This is a genomic window from Giesbergeria anulus (assembly GCF_900111115.1).
Lineage (GTDB): Bacteria > Pseudomonadota > Gammaproteobacteria > Burkholderiales > Burkholderiaceae_C > Simplicispira > Simplicispira anulus.
On record NZ_FOGD01000002.1, the window covers coordinates 453,125 to 469,180 of the forward strand.

Below are 16,056 nucleotides of genomic sequence, written 5' to 3' on the forward strand. Positions count from 1 at the left end.
AGGGGCTAGGAGAACGCCGCTGCCGTGAGTGTGGCGGGCACTTCGCGCCACTGGCCGGGGGCCAGATCGTCCAATGCCCACGGGCCAATACGCACACGCACCAGCCGCAGCGTAGGCAAGCCCACCGCCGCCGTCATACGGCGCACTTGGCGGTTGCGACCTTCACGAATCACCAACTCTAGCCAAGCGGTAGGAATATGTTGGCGAAACCGCACCGGCGGCTTGCGCTCCCACAACGCCGGAGGCTCTAACGCCCGCACTTGCGCGGGCAGGGTAGGGCCATCGTTGAGCAACACGCCCGCGCACAACTGTTGCAATTGCGCTTCGGTAGGCGTGCCTTCTACCTGCACCCAGTAGGTTTTAGCCAGTTTGTGCCGAGGGTCGGCAATGCGCGCTTGCAGGGCACCATCGTTGGTGAGCAACAACAGGCCCTCGCTGTCTCGATCCAAGCGGCCTGCCGGATACACACCGGGCACAGCCACAAAATCTTTCAGCGTGGCGCGGCCCTCGCCACCGCTGAACTGGGTGAGCACATCAAACGGCTTATTGAGCAGCAACAGGCGCGGCTGTACTGGCGCGGGCTGCGGGCTGCGGCGCGCCAGTTGCGTGGGTCTGCCAGCGCTACTGCTGCGCTGCCATTGCGCTTTAGATTTCAAAGTTGTCGATCAACCGCGTATTGCCCAAGCGGGCCGCGCCCAACACCACCAAGGCACCAGCGCCATCACCTGCTTGGGGCAGCTGCAAATCACTGCGGCGGCGCACCGTGAGGTAGTCGGGCTGCCAGCCGCGTGCGCCCAGCGCTTGCATGGCTTGCGCCTCTAGGGCAGCACATTGTTCGGGCAAGGCTTGGGCGGCGGCCACGGCATCGCGCCCCAAGGCTTGTAAGGCCAGCGAGAGCTGCACCGCCTCGGCGCGCTCGGCCTCACTCAGATAGCCGTTGCGTGAACTGAGCGCCAGCGCGTCAGCGGCGCGTTGCGTCTGACCAGCCACCACATCGATTGGCAAGGCAAACTGCTGCACCATGCGCCGCAGCACCATCAGCTGCTGGTAATCTTTTTGGCCAAACACGGCCACGCCCTGTGATTTGCCCGCAAACACGGCGCTCAACAGCTTCATCACTACGGTGCAAACACCGGTGAAGAAACCGGGGCGAAATTGCCCTTCCAAAATGTCAGCCAGTTGCGGGTCAGGCTGCACCTTGAAGGTTTGTGGCTGCGGGTACAAATCCGACTCGCGCGGGGCAAACAACACATCACAGCCCGCGGCTTGGAGCTTGGCGCAATCGGCCTCCCAAGTGCGCGGGTAGCTGTCAAAGTCCTCATGCGGCAAAAATTGCAAGCGATTGACAAAAATGCTCACCACCGTGGCATCGCCCAGTGGCTTGGCTTGGCGCACCAGCGCGATATGGCCGTCGTGCAGATTGCCCATTGTGGGCACAAAAGCGGGCTTGCTGTACGCCGCCAAAGCGGCGCGCAGTTCGGGAATGGTATGGACGATGTGCATAAGAAAAAGGGCTGAGAATCCGGCAGCAACCAGCCCGCCGGTAAGGTCAATAGTTAATTTGCATTGACTATTACATTTCGATACACCGTGGTACGCTTACTGCCTTTTCAGACGGACGGGATGTGCTACATCGGCCAATGTGCCGCTACGCCTGAACATGCTAATTTTACGTGTTAAGGGAAATCACTTATGGAAGCATTCCAACTCACCTCCATCAAAGCAAAACTCATTGGCCTGATCGTTGCCATTTTGATTGCGTTGTCCACCTCGGTGCTAGTGATGGATGCAGCAGCGGCGCGGGCACTAGAGCAGACCATACGCTCAGTGGCCGCCTATGAATCAGGTATCAAGCTGGCCTTGGAGTGGAAAGGGCTGATCGGCAACAACCTACAGCGGGTAGTTGCGATTGCCGTGAGTTCAGACGAGAACGTAGCCAAAACCTTTGGCTCTCAAATCAAAGCCACCATTGAAGAAATCGGCAAGGTTCACGAGCGCATCGTGGCCGAAACCCAAGATGAAAAAGCCAAAAAAGCCCTGCTCCAAGTTCATGCCTTCCGCCAGCCCATCTTGGCGATGGTGACCGAGATCAATGCACTGAAAAAAGAGCAGAAGTTTGATGAGGCCCGCTCCTTGGCAACCAGCAAGCTCATGCCGATCAGCCAGAACTACTTGGAATCGCTCCAAGCCTTTATTAGGGTGCAAGAATCGCTGCGCGATCAAGCCCGTGATGATGGTTTTGCTTCTGTTGAACGCGCCCGTATGTTGGGGGGAGTGGCTATTGCCGTAGTGCTGGGTTTGAGCCTGTTGGCAGCATGGTGGATGGTGCGCTCAATCACCGATCCGCTGGCCCGTACGGTAGAGCTAGCGCAGACCATTGCCCGTGGCGACCTCAGTGCCAGCCTGCAATCGCAGCAACAAGATGAAATCGGCCAGCTTATGAATGCTGTGGGCACCATGAACCACAAACTGCGCGAGCTGGTATCGCAAGTGCGCTCTGGCACCCAATCGGTCACTGCGGCCTCGACTGAAATCGCCCAAGGCAATCTGGACTTGAGCCACCGTACCGAACAGACCAGCAGCAACTTGCAAGAAATGGCCGTTGCCATCGACGAGTTGACCCGCATCGTCACCCAATCGACCGACTCTGCCCAACGGGCGGCCCACTTGGCCCAAACCGTCTCTAACTCTGCCAATCTGGGCGGTGACGTAGTAGCCAAAGTGGCAAAGAACATGTCGCAAATCACCGAGCATTCCAAGCACATTGGGGATATCGTCGGCATCATTGATGGCATTGCCTTCCAGACCAATATCTTGGCACTCAATGCTGCGGTCGAGGCGGCACGGGCCGGTGAGCAAGGTCGAGGCTTTGCCGTGGTGGCCTCTGAGGTGCGTACCTTGGCCCAACGCAGCGCCCAATCGGCCAAAGAAATCAAAGAGTTGATCCAAGCATCTGAAACCTCGGTGGGGGTGGGTGCCACGTTGGTGGGCCAATCTGGCGATGTGATGCGCGAGATGGTGCAAGGCGTACAACAGGTCAGCCAGCTGATTGCCGAAATCGCGGGCATGGCGCAATCCCAGCGTGACGGCATCAGCCAAGTACAAATGGCAGTGGGCCAGCTTGACCAAATGACGCAGCAAAATGCCGCGCTGGTCGATGAGTCTGCAGCCTCGGCCCACTCTATGAATGAGCAGGCACAAAAGCTCTCTAGCTTGGTCGGGCAGTTCCGCCTATAAGGCCCACCACCGCCCAGTGCCGCTTACCAAGCGTGCCGGGCATTGTCTGGAAAGGTGCCTGCCTTGACGGCGCGCACATAGGCTTCCATTGCACCACGCACGCTGCCTGCATCTTGCATAAAGTTGTGGACAAATTTGGCCATCTTGCCCAAATTCATGCCCAGCATGTCGTGCAACACCAGCACTTGGCCCGCCGTGCCATTGCCCGCACCGATGCCAATGGTGTGGCAGTGCGCAAGCTCTTGCGTCAGTTCGGCTGCCAGCTGCGCGGGCACCATCTCTAGCACTACCATCGTGGCCCCAGCGTCTTGCAAATCGAGCGCGTGGCGGCGTAGGGTTTGCGCTGCTTGGTCGCCCTTGCCCTGCACGCGGTAGCCACCCAAGGCATGCACCGTTTGCGGTGTCAGGCCCAAATGGGCGCAGACCGGAATGCCGCGCTCGACCAAAAAACGCACGGTCTCAGTCGTCCAGCCACCGCCTTCGAGCTTGACCATGTGGGCACCGGCGTGCATCAGCGCCGAGGCACTGCGCATGGCCTGCTCTTTCGATTCTTGGTAGCTGCCAAAGGGCAGATCACTCACCACCCAGGCCGTGCCCTGCACCCGGCGCAAGCCACGGGCTACGCTGTCGGTGTGGTAGATCATGGTCTCTAGCGTGACGCCCACGGTGCTGCCCAAGCCTTGGCAGACCATGCCCAAAGAATCCCCCACCAGCAAGCACTCGACGCCAGCGGCATCGGCCACAGCGGCAAAAGTGGCATCGTAAGCCGTGAGCATGGTGATTTTGTCACCCGCCTCGCGCATCTGTTGCAGGCGCGGCAAACTGACCGGGCGGCGCTGGGGCAACGGCGAAGCCGGGGGCAAGGTGCCGTAAGGGGTGGCAGAGGCAGCAGAGGGCATGGCAGTTTCAGTCATTGAGCCAACTCGCAAAATCCATAAAAGGGCCAAAGTGTAGCCCCGCACTGCGCAACCCGCACAGCACAGGCAATGAAGCCGCTATGCTTATCACACTATGACCTATCTCAACGATGAAACCCGTCAGGCGCTGCACAGCCAAGTGCTGCTGGATGTAGCCCGTGCATTGCAAGAAGACGTGGGCAGCGGCGATTTAACGGCGGCCTTGGTAGCCCCCCAGCGCCGCGCCCGTGGCCGCATTTTGGCCCGCGAAGCGGCGGTGATTTGCGGTGCCCCTTGGGCCGAGGCCGCCTTTCGTGCCCTAGACCCCACCGTACAACTGCATTGGTGCGTGGCTGAAGGCCAGCGCTGCGCCCCCGATGAAGTGGTGCTGGAATTCGAAGGCAATGCCCGCGCCCTGCTCAGTGCCGAGCGCACCGCCCTCAATTTCTTGCAATTGCTGTCGGCGGTAGCCAGCAAAACTGCCACTTATGTCGAGGCAGTGCAAGGCACCCGCGCACAGATTGTCGATACGCGCAAAACCATTCCCGGCCTGCGCTTGGCACAAAAATACGCCGTGCGCGTGGGCGGTGGCACCAACCACCGTATTGGCCTGCACGATGCCGTGCTGATTAAAGAAAACCACATTGCCGCTGCGGGTGGTGTCACGCCGGTGCTGCAAGCCGCACAACAAACAGCCGCTCGCGCCCAGTTCATTGAAATCGAAGTAGAAACGCTGGCGCAACTAGAAGAAGCCTTGGCCGCTGGTGCCAAGATGGTGCTGCTGGACAACATGCCCAAGGCGCAACTGCACGAGGCCGTACGCATCAATGCCGGGCGGGCGATTTTGGAAATCTCTGGCGGCGTGACGCTGGAGGGTCTGCGCGCCTTGGCCGAAACTGGCGTCGATCGTATCTCCATTGGCGGCCTGACCAAAGATGTCAAAGCCACCGATTTTTCTATGCGTTTGCAGGAGCTTGCTTAAATGACCACCCCTGAAGCCCTCAAAGACGTTGAATACGAACAGCCCAGCGAAGGCACCGTCTGCGCCACCAAGCACGTTTGGGCGCGGGTGCCTGCCGAGCCAGCACCAGCAGAACGCGTTGCGCTGAAAGACAAAATCCGCCGCCTGCTTAAAGAAAAGAACGCGGTATTGGTGTCGCACTACTATGTGCATCCCGACCTGCAAGACTTGGCCGAAGAAACTGGCGGCCTTGTGAGCGACTCGCTAGAAATGGCCCGTTTTGGCCGCGACCACGCTGCGCAAACCTTGGTGGTGTCGGGCGTGCGCTTTATGGGCGAGACGGCCAAAATCCTCTCGCCAGAAAAAACCATCCTGATGCCCGATCTGGATGCCACCTGCTCGCTCGATTTGGGCTGCCCAGTGGATGAATTTAGCGCTTTTTGCGATGCCCACCCAGATCGCACCGTGGTGGTGTATGCCAACACCAGCGCCGCCGTCAAAGCGCGTGCTGACTGGCTGGTCACGTCCAGTTGTGCGCTTGACATCGTGCGCGCCCTCAAAGAAAAGGGACAAAAAATCCTCTGGGCACCTGATCGCCACTTGGGCGACTACATCCGCCGCGAAACCGGCGCAGACATGGTGTTTTGGAACGGTGCCTGCATCGTCCACGACGAGTTCAAAGCCTTTGAGCTACAAGAGCTGAAACAGCAACACCCCCAAGCCAAGGTGCTGGTACACCCCGAATCCCCCGCCGAGGTGGTGGCACTGGCCGATGCTGTAGGCTCAACCTCGGCCATTTTGCACGCCGCCAAAACGCTGGATGCCCAAGAGTTCATCGTCGCCACCGACAACGGCATGATGCACAAGCTGCGCACGCTCAACCCCGGCAAGGTGTTTTACGAAGCGCCCACGGCAGGCAACAGCGCCACCTGCAAAAGCTGCGCCCATTGCCCGTGGATGGCGATGAACAGTTTGGCTGGCGTCGCGCAAGTGCTAGAGAGCGGCAGCAACGCCATTGAGGTCGATCCGGCCTTGATTCCACGCGCCCGCCTGCCAATTGACCGGATGCTGGCCTTTACCGCCGCACTGAAAAACGGCCAGCCTACTGCTGGGCTAGTGCCGAATATCGGGGCGGCCTAAACGGCTTATAAATCCAGCGTACAGCTATCGCCCACTGCGTCGCGCCACACGCGCACACGGCTGGGCGGTGGTTGCATATCGGCCAGCGCGTTGGCAATAAACAAGCACAGGTTCTCTAGCGTGGCTGGCCCCAAGTTGGGCACTTCATCGAGCAAATGGTGGTCTAGCTGCTCGCGCAGGGCGACTAGCCGCTGGCGCACATGCCCCAGATCAATCACCATGCCACTGACAGGGTTGCGGGGGCCAGAGATAAACACTTCGGCGTGGTAAGTATGGCCGTGAATACGGCGGCTGCCTTCGGCCTCAATCTCGCGTTGTAAGGTGTGGGCGGCGTCAAAGAAAAAACGTTGGCTAACGGTCAATTGCATGGTGGGGCCTCAACGGATGCCGGTGAGTTTGTGGGTTTGCAGGCTCAAACGCCAAGCGGGGCGTTGCAAGCAGGTATCAATGCACAGGGCAATATGCTGTGCCTGTTGTGCATTATCCAAGGGCTGCAAAAAGCGGTGCGCAAATTGGCCCGTGCTTTCGAGCAGGTCTAAATCCAGCCCCGGCTGCGGCCACACCACTTTCAACTCTTGGCCCTGCTGTTGCACCCAGGTGGTACCAGCTTTGGGGCTGACACACAGCCAATCAATGCCCGGCGGTGCCAGCAAGGTGCCATTGGTTTCTAACGCAATCCGAAAGCCTTGCGCGTGCAGAGCGTCGATCAGGGCGGTATCTACTTGCAGCAGTGGCTCGCCGCCGGTGAGCACTACGAGGCGGTGCTGCTTATCGCCCGCTGGCCACAGCGCAGCAATTTGCTCGGCCAAGGCCATCGCACTGTCAAACTTGCCGCCCAAAGTGCCATCGGTGCCCACAAAATCGGTATCGCAAAAGCGACACAAGGCGCTGGCACGGTCTGAAGGGCGGCCACTCCAGAGGTTGCAGCCAGCAAAGCGGCAAAATACGGCGGGCAGTCCGGCTTGGGCACCTTCGCCTTGCAGGGTATAAAAAATTTCCTTGACGGAGTAGCTCATGGGGGTGGGGTAATGTCGGGCCGGGAACGATACTAGGGGCGTGCGAGTCTATGCGATGCTGCCATTCAAGATACCACCACCAGCGCTAAGCCCCCATAAGATACGCGACGAGCCTCCTTTTGTTTCCATCCGATCCTCCTCTTTCCATGCCAGTGCGCCTGACCGCCCAGCTTGATTTTTCTGACCCGCACGCTGGCCCCGACGCCCCCCGGCTGCGCCACACCTTTGGCACGCCCCGGCAGGTATTAACAGCGCACACGTGGGCAGAGGTGCCCACCGTGCTCGATAGCGTGCAAGCGGCTGCCGCAGCGGGTGCTTGGTGCCTTGGCTATCTGCGCTACGAAGCCGCAGCCGCCTTTGATACAGCCCTGCGCACGCACCCAGCCGATGGCCCGCTGGCTTGGTTTGCCCTGTACGATCAAGCCTTGCCTTGGCCCGACAACGCCGAGACAGTGCCAGCCCCCCGCTTGCACTGGCAGCCAACGCTAACGCGCAGCGCCTTTGATACAGCCCTGCACCAGATCCAACAGGCGATTGCCAACGGCGAGTATTACCAAGTCAACTACACCGCGCCCATGCTGGCCCGTATCGAGGATGATCAAGCAACCGCAGCCCCGGCTCTGTTTGCCGCCTTGCAACGGGCACAACCGGGAGGCTACGCTGCCTATCTGGACACCGGCGATACGCAGGTGCTTTCGGTATCACCCGAACTGTTTTTTGATTGGCACTGCCACACCGATAGCGGGCAGATACTCGCCCGCCCGATGAAGGGCACCGCACCACGCGGCAGCACGCCAGAGCAAGACGCTGCCCAAGCCACTGCTTTGCGCACCAGCCCCAAAGAACGCGCAGAAAACGTCATGATTGTGGATTTGCTGCGCAACGACCTCTCGCGCATTGCCAGCCCCGGCAGCGTACAGGTACCCCAGTTGTTCCACACCCAAGCCCTGCCCGCTGTTTGGCAGATGACGTCGGATGTGCAAGCCCGCACCCGTGCAGGTACCACGCTGGCACAAGTGTTTGCAGCGTTGTTTCCGTGTGGCTCCATCACTGGAGCCCCCAAAGTGCGGGCTATGCAGGCCATTACTGCATTAGAGAGCGGGCCACGGGGCATTTATTGTGGCGCGCTGGGCGTGGTGCGCCCAGATACAGCGGGTGGCATCCGGGCCACCTTCAATGTACCGATCCGCACAGTAGTGCTCCAAGGCGGCCAAGCCCGCTGCGGTATTGGCAGCGGCATTACCGCCAGTGCCCAAGCCAGTGCAGAATGGAATGAATGGCGTCACAAACGCGCTTTTGTGGAACAAGCAAGTATGCCTTTTGATCTTCTGGAAACCCTAGCGCTAGAGCAGGGCCAATGGCGCTACGGTGCCCACCACTTGGCACGCTTGCACAGTGCGGCCCAGCATTTTTCTTATCCTTGGGATATGGCCCGCGTGCAGCAATGCCTCAACGACTTGGCCCAAACCCACCCCCAAGGTTGCTGGCGTGTGCGCCTGCTACTGAACGCCAGCGGCCAGCCCAGCGCCCAAGCCTTTGCACTGGAACCCTCTCCAGTTCAGGTACGCTTGCAACTGGCTGCCCAGCCGCTGGCTGAGGCGCATGGCCCCTTTGTTCGACACAAAACCACCCGCCGCGTACATTACGAAGCGTTTGCTCCCAGCACTGCCGACATTTACGACACCGTGCTTTACAACCAAGAAGGCGAAATTACCGAATGCACCCGGGGCAATGTGGCTATGCTGATCGATGGACAATGGGTCACGCCTGCGCTGCACTGCGGGCTGCTGCCCGGTGTCGGGCGGGCGGTGGCTCTGCATGAAGGACGTCTGCGTGAGGCCGTAATACGGCTAGAAGACATGCCAAAGATACAAGCCTGGGCCTTTATCAACAGTCTGCGCGGCTGGATCAGCGCCCAACTGGCCTAAACCCGTGAACAAGCGATCACAAAAGAAGATGCAGGGAGACAGGCATGGATGACTTCGGCGAATACACCAAAGCGCTCATTATCATGGGCATGATTACCGTTTCGGTGCTGGTGTGGTTTCTGGTGGCCTCCATCGCTGGAGAAGTGTTTGACCACAAAAAAACCGCGCCCTCGGACGAGCCAGAAGTGGAAACACCTCCTACCCCCGAACCTGCTGCCACCCCTGTCGCAACGACAGTGCGGCCCGCACTCGACCGCACACCCGCCGATCCGCGTCTGTTGGCAGCGGTGTCGGCGCGCAACTGGGCAGCGGCAAACCAATTGCTACGTGCTGGCGTCTCTCCACGGGGAATGGATACCCAAGGCAATTCGCTTCTGACTTTGGCGCAGAAGAGGCAGGACGAGCAAATGGTGCAACTGCTCAAATCGCATGGGGCCAAGCACAGCGGCTAGGCCCCTGCACGCAGCTTACAGGCGGGTTTTGATGTAGGAAGGCCGATCCATATCGACAATCTCGACGCTCAACTGCACCAACACGCCCTCAGGCTGGGGTGTCAAGCGGCGCAACACATCAACAATGCGCTGCGAAAAATCGAGCTTGGCCTCAGGGCTGCGGCCCGACAACAGTCGCAATTGGGCATGGACAAAAGCACGGCCCGTGGTTTGGGTGCCTACCGCGTAAGACGCATGGGCCACGCAGCGGCTCTTGAGCTCAATCTCATCAGGAATTTCTGGGCTAGCGGTGACGGTCTGGTTTAGCTCGGCCAACATTTGGGCTTCAGGAAAACCGCTCAGGTTGGCAGAATATTCAACAATCAAGTGGGGCATGGTGGGCTTTCAGGCTGCTTAGAGTTGCTGGGTAGGCACATGGTGGCGCAGTTCGGTCTGGCGGTTGTTGTCATCAACAAACACCAGTTCTGGCTCGTGCGTTTTAACGTGATCTTCATGGACTTGGGCAAAAGCAGCAATGATGAGCAAATCGCCCACACAGGCGCGGCGCGCTGCCGAGCCGTTGACCGAGATCATGCCACTGCCGCGTTGGCCCTTGATGGCATAAGTGACAAAGCGTTCGCCATTGTCGATGTTCCAGATATGGACTTGTTCGTTCTCGGCAATATTGGCAGCATCGAGCAAGTCTTCGTCAATGGCGCAGGAGCCTTCGTAGTGCAGCTCGCAATGCGTGGTTTTAACGCGGTGGATTTTGGATTTGAGCAAGGTACGGAACATGGTGGATACGTCCAATTTCAGTGGGTAAGGGGAGGAACAAGAATGGTGGGAGCCGCCGGTGCGGCCAGACTGGGGTAATCACGGCTGTAATGCAAACCCCGACTTTCACGGCGCATTTGCGCCGAACGCACAATCAGGTCAGCCACCTGCACCAGATTGCGCAGCTCCAGCAGGTCGCGGGTGACATGAAAATGGGCATAAAACTCTTGGATTTCAGCTTGCAACAGCCGGATGCGGTGTGCAGCCCGCTCCAGCCGCTTGTTCGTACGCACTATGCCCACATAGTCCCACATAAAGCGGCGCAGCTCATCCCAATTGTGCGAGATGACCACGGCCTCATCGGCGTCTTGCACGCGGCTGTCATCCCAGCGCGGCAGCGCCGGAATCAAAGAGCGTGGCGCGGCAGCAATGGCTTGGGCAGCGGCACGTGCAAACACCATGCACTCTAGCAATGAATTGCTGGCCAGCCGGTTGGCACCATGCAGGCCGGTGCAGGCGGCCTCGCCCACAGTGTAAAGACCGGGCAGGTCAGTGCGCCCAGCCAAGTCGGTCAAGACACCGCCGCAGGTAAAGTGGGCGCTGGGCACCACCGGAATCGGGTCTTTGCTGATGTCAATGCCCAACTCGGCGCAGCGCGCCAAGATGTTGGGGAAATGCTCTTGCAAAAACGCCGGGCTTTGGTGAGAAATGTCTAAATACACGCAATCGAGGCCGTGCTTTTTCATCTCAAAATCGATGGCACGGGCCACGATGTCACGCGGGGCCAGTTCAGCGCGCGGGTCGTGCGCCAGCATAAAGCGCGTGCCATCGGGCAACTTGAGCTGCCCGCCTTCGCCACGCACGGCTTCGCTAATCAAAAACGATTTAGCGTGTGGGTGGTAGAGGCTGGTAGGGTGAAACTGGATGAACTCCATGTTTGCCACCCGGCAACCCGCCCGCCAAGCGGCAGCAATGCCATCGCCAGTAGAGGTATCGGGGTTGGTGGTGTACAGGTACACCTTGCCTGCGCCGCCGGTAGCCAACACCGTTTGTGGCGCACGGAAGGTAATCACCTCGTCGGTTTGCTCATCTAAGGCATACAGGCCCAAGCAGCGCTGCCCGGCCAGCCCTAGCTTTTGGCTGGTAATCAAATCGACCAACGTATGGTGCTCAAACAGCGTGATGCCCGGCGTGGCCCGCACCACATCGATCAGTGTTTCTTGCACGGCAGCACCCGTGGCGTCGGTGACGTGGGCAATGCGCCGAGCGCTGTGGCCGCCTTCACGCGTCAGGTGCAACTGCTCACCTTCGCGGGTGAAGGGCACACCCAACTCGCGCAACCACGCAATGGCCGCTGGCGCGTTTTCGACCACAAAGCGCGTGCTGGCTAAATCACACAAACCGGCCCCGGCCACCAGCGTGTCTTCAATGTGGGCGGCAAAGCTGTCGCTGTCAGACAGCACCGCCGCAATACCCCCCTGCGCCCACGCGCTGGAGCCATCGTGCATGGTGCGCTTGGTAATCACTGCCACGCGGTGGGTGGCGGCCAGATGCAAGGCGGCAGACAAGCCCGCCAGACCACTGCCCACAATCAGAACATCAAAATCGTGTGAAGCCATAAAGAATAGGAATAAAAAAAGAGCACCCACCAAGGGCACGGCATGGAGGCATCAGACGGGCGTATAGGCCAACCTGACATAGATGGGGGCAAAGGCTTCGGCCTGCGTGATCTCGATCAGCGTTTCTTTGGCTAATTCCAAGAGGGCAATAAAAGTCACCACCAGCACGGTGCGGCCTTGGGCCGGATCAAACAGTTCTTCAAACTCGACAAAGCGCCGCCCTTGCAAGGCGCGCAGCACTTGGCCCATGTACTCGCGCACGCTTAACTCTTCGCGCGTGATGCGGTGGTGCTGCACGAGGGTGGCACGCCGCAAAATATCACGCCACGCCGTTTGCAAGTCCGCCACACACACATCGGGCAGGCGCTGTTGCAGGTTTTGCCCCACTACCACCTGCGCCACCCAAAAGTCGCGCCCTTGTTGCGGCGCTTGGCCCAACTGCACGGCAGCGCCCTTGATCTGCTCGTACTCTAGCAAGCGGCGCACCAATTCGGCGCGGGGGTCGTCCACATCGTCACAGCTGTCGGCCTTGCGCACCGGCAGCAACATGCGCGATTTGATCTCGATCAGCATAGCGGCCATCAGCAGGTACTCGGCGGCCAGCTCCAGGTTGCGGCTGCGAATCTCTTCGACATAGGCCAAATACTGGCGCGTGAGCGCCGCCATCGGGATGTCGAGGATATTAAAGTTTTGCTTGCGGATCAGGTACAGCAGTAAGTCCAGCGGGCCTTCAAAGGCATCAAGCATGACCTCCAGCGCATCGGGCGGGATGTACAAATCCGCTGGCAAGGCAAACAAAGGCTGACCATACAGGCGCGCCAAAGCCGAGCTGTGGCTATCTACAGGCTCTACAGATACAGCAGCACCTGCCAAGGCCACTGGGGGCTGCTTGGCAGGCGTATTGGCAGGGATACTGCCCATTATTGGCTCATGCCTTTATCGCCTTGAGCGCTGGGGGCCGTTGCCAAACCAGTGCCAGCGACCATGCTGTGCTTACAAATCCTTGCTGGGACTGGCTTGGTAGGGATAGGGCTTTTGCGCCACACGGCCAGCGTCGTAGTCTTGCCAGAGATCGCGGTCTACCTGCTTGTCCCACAGCAGGGCACGGCCTGCCACCTGCTGGACATCCAGCTCGGGGCGCTGCGCTTTGAGCTGGTTGATGAACTGTGTCGCGTCGGACATATAGTGGGGGCGGGCAAAGATGGACATGGACTGGGTTAACCTCTCTGGCCGCAATTTTACCGGGGGATGCGCGATGCCGTCTTTGAAACACCTTGCCAGCCGCTTTGCTATCGCTTGCGCCCTGCTCGCGCTAAGTGCCTGCGACCCCCAGCGCATCAGCGAACTGGAGGAGGGGCTATCAACCGAAGTGGATGTGCGCGACCGCTTTGGCGTGCCCGATCAGGTGTGGGACGACGGCGGCGGCAGCCGGACGCTGGAATACAACCGCCAGCCCGCTGGCCTGCGCAATTACATGATTACCATTGGCCCCGATGGCAAGATGAGCGCGCTGCGCCAAGTGCTGACACCAGAGAACTTTGCCCGCATTATCCCCGGCATGGGCATGGACGAAGTGCGCAGGCGCTTGGGCAAACCGGCCAAAGTCACGCCCTTGGCGCTACAAAACGAAACGCACCACGATTGGCGTTTTTTGGAACCACCGACGAATACGACGATGATGTTTACGGTGGTGGCAGATCGGCAACTGCGGGTGCTGCGTACGCAGGTTGGGCCTGATCTAAATATGCAACAGGGTGGGGGGCGGTGAGAATGGGCAAATCGGTGGTTTGAATGGGAGGTGCTTTTTCCAATGGTGTAGGTCGGGTTACGGACTTTTTTACGCTCAAAATGTCTCGATGACAATCACTCTGAAGGACGGGGTTTGACATACATTTTGATTACGCACCGGCATAAATAACAAATTTGTTATTATTAAAATCATGCCGTACGCTATTCAATTTTATGATGCCACTGTCCAAGGGCAAGTGCTGGCCCTACCTTCTACGCTGCTGGCCCGTTACATTGTCTTGGAGGATCGCATGGTGAATTATGGCCCCCATATGGGCCTGCCACACACCAAGGCGCTGGGCGATGGCTTTAGAACTACGCCTCAAAGGCGCTGAGGGTATCGCCCGTGTGCTGTACTGCACTTTATTAGTCGGGCAGCGCATCGTGGTGTTGCACAGCTTCATTAAAAAAACCGACAAGATCCCAACCAAGGAATTGGCGGTGGCCCACAAACGCTTAAACGAGATTAAAGATGCTCACCCATGAACAACTCAAGGCCCAAGCACTGAAAAACCCAGCTGTGCGCGCAGAGTACGAACGCCTGCAACGCGAAGAAATGCCCATGCTCGATGCCATTCTCAAAGCTCGGCACGAGGCGGGCTTAACGCAAGCCCAAGTGGCAGAGCGCATGGGCACTAAGGCCCCTGCTGTGGCCCGTTTGGAGGCTTCGCTGATCAGTGGCAAGCATTCACCATCATTGGCTACGCTGCAAAAGTATGCGGCTGCATTGGGTAAACGGGTACAGGTTCAATTGGTTTAGTGGTTATCTGACCCCAATTTTCTTCTGACCGTTAAGTTTCTCAAATCCTCTATGCCACATGCCATTTATCTTCATGAAGTAGAGTTCAGCGCAGTGCGCTCCCAAGGGCCGGGCGGTCAAAATGTCAATAAGGTCTCTAGCGCCATTCATTTGCGCTTTGATATTGGCCGCTCCTCCCTTGCCCCAGCGGTGAAAGAAAAACTGCTTCGGTGGCAAGATCACCGCATCACCAAAGACGGCGTTATCGTCATCAAAGCGCAATCTTCGCGCAGTCAAGATCAAAATAAGGCAGAAGCCCTAGCGCGCCTTGGCGAGCTGATCGCCCAAGCATCGTTAGTGCTGCCGGTACGTCGGCCCACCAAGCCCACTTTTGCCTCCAAGCGGCGGCGACTCGAAGGCAAGTTGCTTCGCTCTGGTATCAAATCGGGCCGTGGCAAAGTAGATATTTGTATGTAACGCGGAGGGCTGGCCGCCCCTGCACCAAGGTTCTAGCAAACTGCTACCATGCGCTGAAAACCCGTCTACAGCGGGGCACATCCGACTTGAGACCGCCTACTTCCATGCCCTTGCTACCACCAGAAATGACCGTCATGGAACGCGGTTGGCTTTCAGCCAACACTATCGTGTTTACGGGCGGGCCTTGCGGCCCTGTGGTGGTCGATACTGGCTATTGCACCCATGCGGAACAAACGGTGGCTTTGGTGGCACACACGCTACAGGGCCAAGCGTTAGAGCGGATTGTTAACACCCATTTGCACAGTGACCACTGTGGCGGCAATGCCGCCTTGCAACAGCATTGGCCCCAAGTGCAAACCGCCATTGCGCCCGGATTGGCAGCCGCTGTGGCGCATTGGGATGCCCATGCCTTGAGCTACACGCCCACGGGCCAAGAGTGTCCGCCCTTTCGTTACGATGCCTTATTGCAGCCGGGCCATGAAGTTTGGCTGGGCGAGCGCCCTTGGCAAATCCACGCCGCGCCAGGCCATGACACCCATGCCGTCTTGTTGTTTGAACCGCAGCAGCGCATCCTGATCTCAGGCGATGCCCTGTGGGAAAACGGGTTTGGCGTCGTCTTTCCAGAGCTTGATGGTGAGGCAGCCTTTGCAGATGTGGCAGCCACCTTAGACCTGATTGCTGATTTGGCCCCGCACACCGTAGTGCCCGGACACGGCCCCGTGTTTCAAGACACGCCCCGCGCTCTAGATACCGCTCGCCGCCGTCTTGACACATGGGTGCGTGATCCGCTCAAACATGCGCGCTATGCCGCCAAGGTACTGCTCAAGTACAAATTGCTAGAGTGGCAACAGACACCCGTGAGTGTTTTGCAGCACTGGTTTGCCCACACCCCGTATTTTGCCCAGCTCCATGCGGCCTATTTTGCCGAGCTGCCGTTGCCAGCGTGGTACCACAGTTTGGTCGATGATCTGGTGCGCTCTGGTGCAGCCCGTCGGCAAGAGCAGCACCTGTACAACGTTTAAGACCCCCGCAGACTATCGGGCCAGTGGG

At 59.0% G+C, this 16,056-nt stretch carries 20 protein-coding genes; 10 read left to right on the forward strand and 10 right to left on the reverse strand.

Annotation, left to right across the window (positions count from 1 at the left end):
• Positions 1-5: 5 nt before the first annotated feature.
• The gene (locus BMX55_RS06030) at positions 6-602 is read right to left on the reverse strand and encodes a pseudouridine synthase (protein WP_245751314.1); all 597 of its coding nucleotides are present in this window, start codon (positions 600-602) and stop codon (positions 6-8) included.
• A gap of 43 nt (positions 603-645) precedes the next feature.
• Positions 646-1,503: a pantoate--beta-alanine ligase gene (gene panC, locus BMX55_RS06035; RefSeq protein ID WP_091454367.1), complete on the reverse strand. Its 858-nt coding sequence runs from the start codon at positions 1,501-1,503 to the stop codon at positions 646-648.
• A 189-nt stretch (positions 1,504-1,692) separates the two neighbouring features.
• Between panC and BMX55_RS06040 the strand changes: the two genes are divergently transcribed.
• Positions 1,693-3,237, forward strand: coding sequence for a methyl-accepting chemotaxis protein (locus tag BMX55_RS06040; protein WP_091454368.1), 1,545 nt, complete (start codon positions 1,693-1,695; stop codon positions 3,235-3,237).
• 23 nt (positions 3,238-3,260) lie between these two features.
• Here the strand turns inward: BMX55_RS06040 and panB are convergent, their stop codons facing one another.
• A complete protein-coding gene (gene panB / locus BMX55_RS06045) occupies positions 3,261-4,136 on the reverse strand; it encodes a 3-methyl-2-oxobutanoate hydroxymethyltransferase (protein ID WP_091454911.1) in 876 nt (291 codons plus the stop codon).
• A gap of 112 nt (positions 4,137-4,248) precedes the next feature.
• Between panB and nadC the strand changes: the two genes are divergently transcribed.
• Complete coding sequence (gene nadC, locus BMX55_RS06050; RefSeq protein ID WP_091454369.1) at positions 4,249-5,115, forward strand: carboxylating nicotinate-nucleotide diphosphorylase; 867 nt, start codon at positions 4,249-4,251, stop codon at positions 5,113-5,115.
• Entirely contained in the window at positions 5,116-6,234 is a 1,119-nt protein-coding gene (gene nadA / locus BMX55_RS06055) for a quinolinate synthase NadA (RefSeq protein ID WP_091454370.1), read from the forward strand.
• Between the two features lie 5 nt (positions 6,235-6,239).
• Here nadA and BMX55_RS06060 read toward each other — a convergent pair whose 3' ends face one another.
• Complete coding sequence (locus tag BMX55_RS06060; protein ID WP_091454371.1) at positions 6,240-6,602, reverse strand: 6-pyruvoyl trahydropterin synthase family protein; 363 nt, start codon at positions 6,600-6,602, stop codon at positions 6,240-6,242.
• A 9-nt stretch (positions 6,603-6,611) separates the two neighbouring features.
• The gene (queE, locus tag BMX55_RS06065; RefSeq protein WP_091454372.1) at positions 6,612-7,250 is read right to left on the reverse strand and encodes a 7-carboxy-7-deazaguanine synthase; all 639 of its coding nucleotides are present in this window, start codon (positions 7,248-7,250) and stop codon (positions 6,612-6,614) included.
• 146 nt (positions 7,251-7,396) lie between these two features.
• Between queE and pabB the strand changes: the two genes are divergently transcribed.
• Both pabB and BMX55_RS06075 read left to right on the forward strand, forming a co-directional pair.
• Positions 7,397-9,178, forward strand: a complete 1,782-nt coding sequence (pabB, locus tag BMX55_RS06070) for an aminodeoxychorismate synthase component I (protein WP_091454373.1) — start codon at positions 7,397-7,399, stop codon at positions 9,176-9,178.
• A gap of 44 nt (positions 9,179-9,222) precedes the next feature.
• The gene (locus BMX55_RS06075; RefSeq protein WP_091454374.1) at positions 9,223-9,630 is read left to right on the forward strand and encodes an ankyrin repeat domain-containing protein; all 408 of its coding nucleotides are present in this window, start codon (positions 9,223-9,225) and stop codon (positions 9,628-9,630) included.
• Positions 9,631-9,645: 15 nt separating this feature from the next.
• Here BMX55_RS06075 and BMX55_RS06080 read toward each other — a convergent pair whose 3' ends face one another.
• The 5 genes from BMX55_RS06080 to BMX55_RS06100 form a co-directional block, all read right to left on the reverse strand.
• On the reverse strand, positions 9,646-10,005 hold the full coding sequence (locus BMX55_RS06080) for a 5-carboxymethyl-2-hydroxymuconate Delta-isomerase (protein ID WP_091454375.1): 360 nt from the start codon (positions 10,003-10,005) through the stop codon (positions 9,646-9,648).
• An 18-nt stretch (positions 10,006-10,023) separates the two neighbouring features.
• A complete protein-coding gene (panD, locus tag BMX55_RS06085; protein WP_091454913.1) occupies positions 10,024-10,404 on the reverse strand; it encodes an aspartate 1-decarboxylase in 381 nt (126 codons plus the stop codon).
• A gap of 17 nt (positions 10,405-10,421) precedes the next feature.
• A complete protein-coding gene (nadB, locus tag BMX55_RS06090; RefSeq protein ID WP_091454376.1) occupies positions 10,422-12,002 on the reverse strand; it encodes an L-aspartate oxidase in 1,581 nt (526 codons plus the stop codon).
• A gap of 51 nt (positions 12,003-12,053) precedes the next feature.
• A complete protein-coding gene (locus BMX55_RS06095) occupies positions 12,054-12,923 on the reverse strand; it encodes a segregation and condensation protein A (protein WP_091454377.1) in 870 nt (289 codons plus the stop codon).
• Positions 12,924-12,995: 72 nt separating this feature from the next.
• Complete coding sequence (locus BMX55_RS06100) at positions 12,996-13,211, reverse strand: DUF3460 family protein (RefSeq protein WP_091454378.1); 216 nt, start codon at positions 13,209-13,211, stop codon at positions 12,996-12,998.
• A 46-nt stretch (positions 13,212-13,257) separates the two neighbouring features.
• On the opposite strand from BMX55_RS06100, the gene BMX55_RS06105 reads away from it, so the two are divergent.
• From BMX55_RS06105 to BMX55_RS06125, 5 genes are all read left to right on the forward strand, one after another.
• Positions 13,258-13,770: an outer membrane protein assembly factor BamE gene (locus BMX55_RS06105; RefSeq protein WP_091454379.1), complete on the forward strand. Its 513-nt coding sequence runs from the start codon at positions 13,258-13,260 to the stop codon at positions 13,768-13,770.
• Positions 13,771-14,093: 323 nt separating this feature from the next.
• Positions 14,094-14,276: a type II toxin-antitoxin system RelE/ParE family toxin gene (locus BMX55_RS06110; RefSeq protein ID WP_245751299.1), complete on the forward strand. Its 183-nt coding sequence runs from the start codon at positions 14,094-14,096 to the stop codon at positions 14,274-14,276.
• Complete coding sequence (locus BMX55_RS06115) at positions 14,263-14,550, forward strand: helix-turn-helix domain-containing protein (protein WP_091454380.1); 288 nt, start codon at positions 14,263-14,265, stop codon at positions 14,548-14,550. Before BMX55_RS06110 ends, BMX55_RS06115 begins: the two co-directional genes overlap by 14 nt.
• Positions 14,551-14,601: 51 nt before the next feature.
• On the forward strand, positions 14,602-15,006 hold the full coding sequence (gene arfB / locus BMX55_RS06120; protein ID WP_091454381.1) for an alternative ribosome rescue aminoacyl-tRNA hydrolase ArfB: 405 nt from the start codon (positions 14,602-14,604) through the stop codon (positions 15,004-15,006).
• A gap of 104 nt (positions 15,007-15,110) precedes the next feature.
• Positions 15,111-16,028, forward strand: coding sequence for an MBL fold metallo-hydrolase (locus BMX55_RS06125; protein ID WP_091454382.1), 918 nt, complete (start codon positions 15,111-15,113; stop codon positions 16,026-16,028).
• The last annotated feature ends 28 nt before the right edge of the window (positions 16,029-16,056 follow it).

What these genes read in the sequence shown, in the direction of transcription:
- panC (WP_091454367.1), bottom strand. Translation starts at nt 1,503, where the DNA reads ATGCACATCGTCCATACCATTCCCGAACTGCGCGCCGCTTTGGCGGCG.
- BMX55_RS06040 (WP_091454368.1), top strand. Translation starts at nt 1,693, where the DNA reads ATGGAAGCATTCCAACTCACCTCCATCAAAGCAAAACTCATTGGCCTG.
- panB (WP_091454911.1), bottom strand. Translation starts at nt 4,136, where the DNA reads ATGCCCTCTGCTGCCTCTGCCACCCCTTACGGCACCTTGCCCCCGGCT.
- nadC (WP_091454369.1), top strand. Translation starts at nt 4,249, where the DNA reads ATGACCTATCTCAACGATGAAACCCGTCAGGCGCTGCACAGCCAAGTG.
- nadA (WP_091454370.1), top strand. Translation starts at nt 5,116, where the DNA reads ATGACCACCCCTGAAGCCCTCAAAGACGTTGAATACGAACAGCCCAGC.
- BMX55_RS06060 (WP_091454371.1), bottom strand. Translation starts at nt 6,602, where the DNA reads ATGCAATTGACCGTTAGCCAACGTTTTTTCTTTGACGCCGCCCACACC.
- queE (WP_091454372.1), bottom strand. Translation starts at nt 7,250, where the DNA reads ATGAGCTACTCCGTCAAGGAAATTTTTTATACCCTGCAAGGCGAAGGT.
- pabB (WP_091454373.1), top strand. Translation starts at nt 7,397, where the DNA reads ATGCCAGTGCGCCTGACCGCCCAGCTTGATTTTTCTGACCCGCACGCT.
- BMX55_RS06075 (WP_091454374.1), top strand. Translation starts at nt 9,223, where the DNA reads ATGGATGACTTCGGCGAATACACCAAAGCGCTCATTATCATGGGCATG.
- BMX55_RS06080 (WP_091454375.1), bottom strand. Translation starts at nt 10,005, where the DNA reads ATGCCCCACTTGATTGTTGAATATTCTGCCAACCTGAGCGGTTTTCCT.
- panD (WP_091454913.1), bottom strand. Translation starts at nt 10,404, where the DNA reads ATGTTCCGTACCTTGCTCAAATCCAAAATCCACCGCGTTAAAACCACG.
- nadB (WP_091454376.1), bottom strand. Translation starts at nt 12,002, where the DNA reads ATGGCTTCACACGATTTTGATGTTCTGATTGTGGGCAGTGGTCTGGCG.
- BMX55_RS06095 (WP_091454377.1), bottom strand. Translation starts at nt 12,923, where the DNA reads ATGGGCAGTATCCCTGCCAATACGCCTGCCAAGCAGCCCCCAGTGGCC.
- BMX55_RS06100 (WP_091454378.1), bottom strand. Translation starts at nt 13,211, where the DNA reads ATGTCCATCTTTGCCCGCCCCCACTATATGTCCGACGCGACACAGTTC.
- BMX55_RS06105 (WP_091454379.1), top strand. Translation starts at nt 13,258, where the DNA reads ATGCCGTCTTTGAAACACCTTGCCAGCCGCTTTGCTATCGCTTGCGCC.
- BMX55_RS06110 (WP_245751299.1), top strand. Translation starts at nt 14,094, where the DNA reads ATGGCTTTAGAACTACGCCTCAAAGGCGCTGAGGGTATCGCCCGTGTG.
- BMX55_RS06115 (WP_091454380.1), top strand. Translation starts at nt 14,263, where the DNA reads ATGCTCACCCATGAACAACTCAAGGCCCAAGCACTGAAAAACCCAGCT.
- arfB (WP_091454381.1), top strand. Translation starts at nt 14,602, where the DNA reads ATGCCACATGCCATTTATCTTCATGAAGTAGAGTTCAGCGCAGTGCGC.
- BMX55_RS06125 (WP_091454382.1), top strand. Translation starts at nt 15,111, where the DNA reads ATGCCCTTGCTACCACCAGAAATGACCGTCATGGAACGCGGTTGGCTT.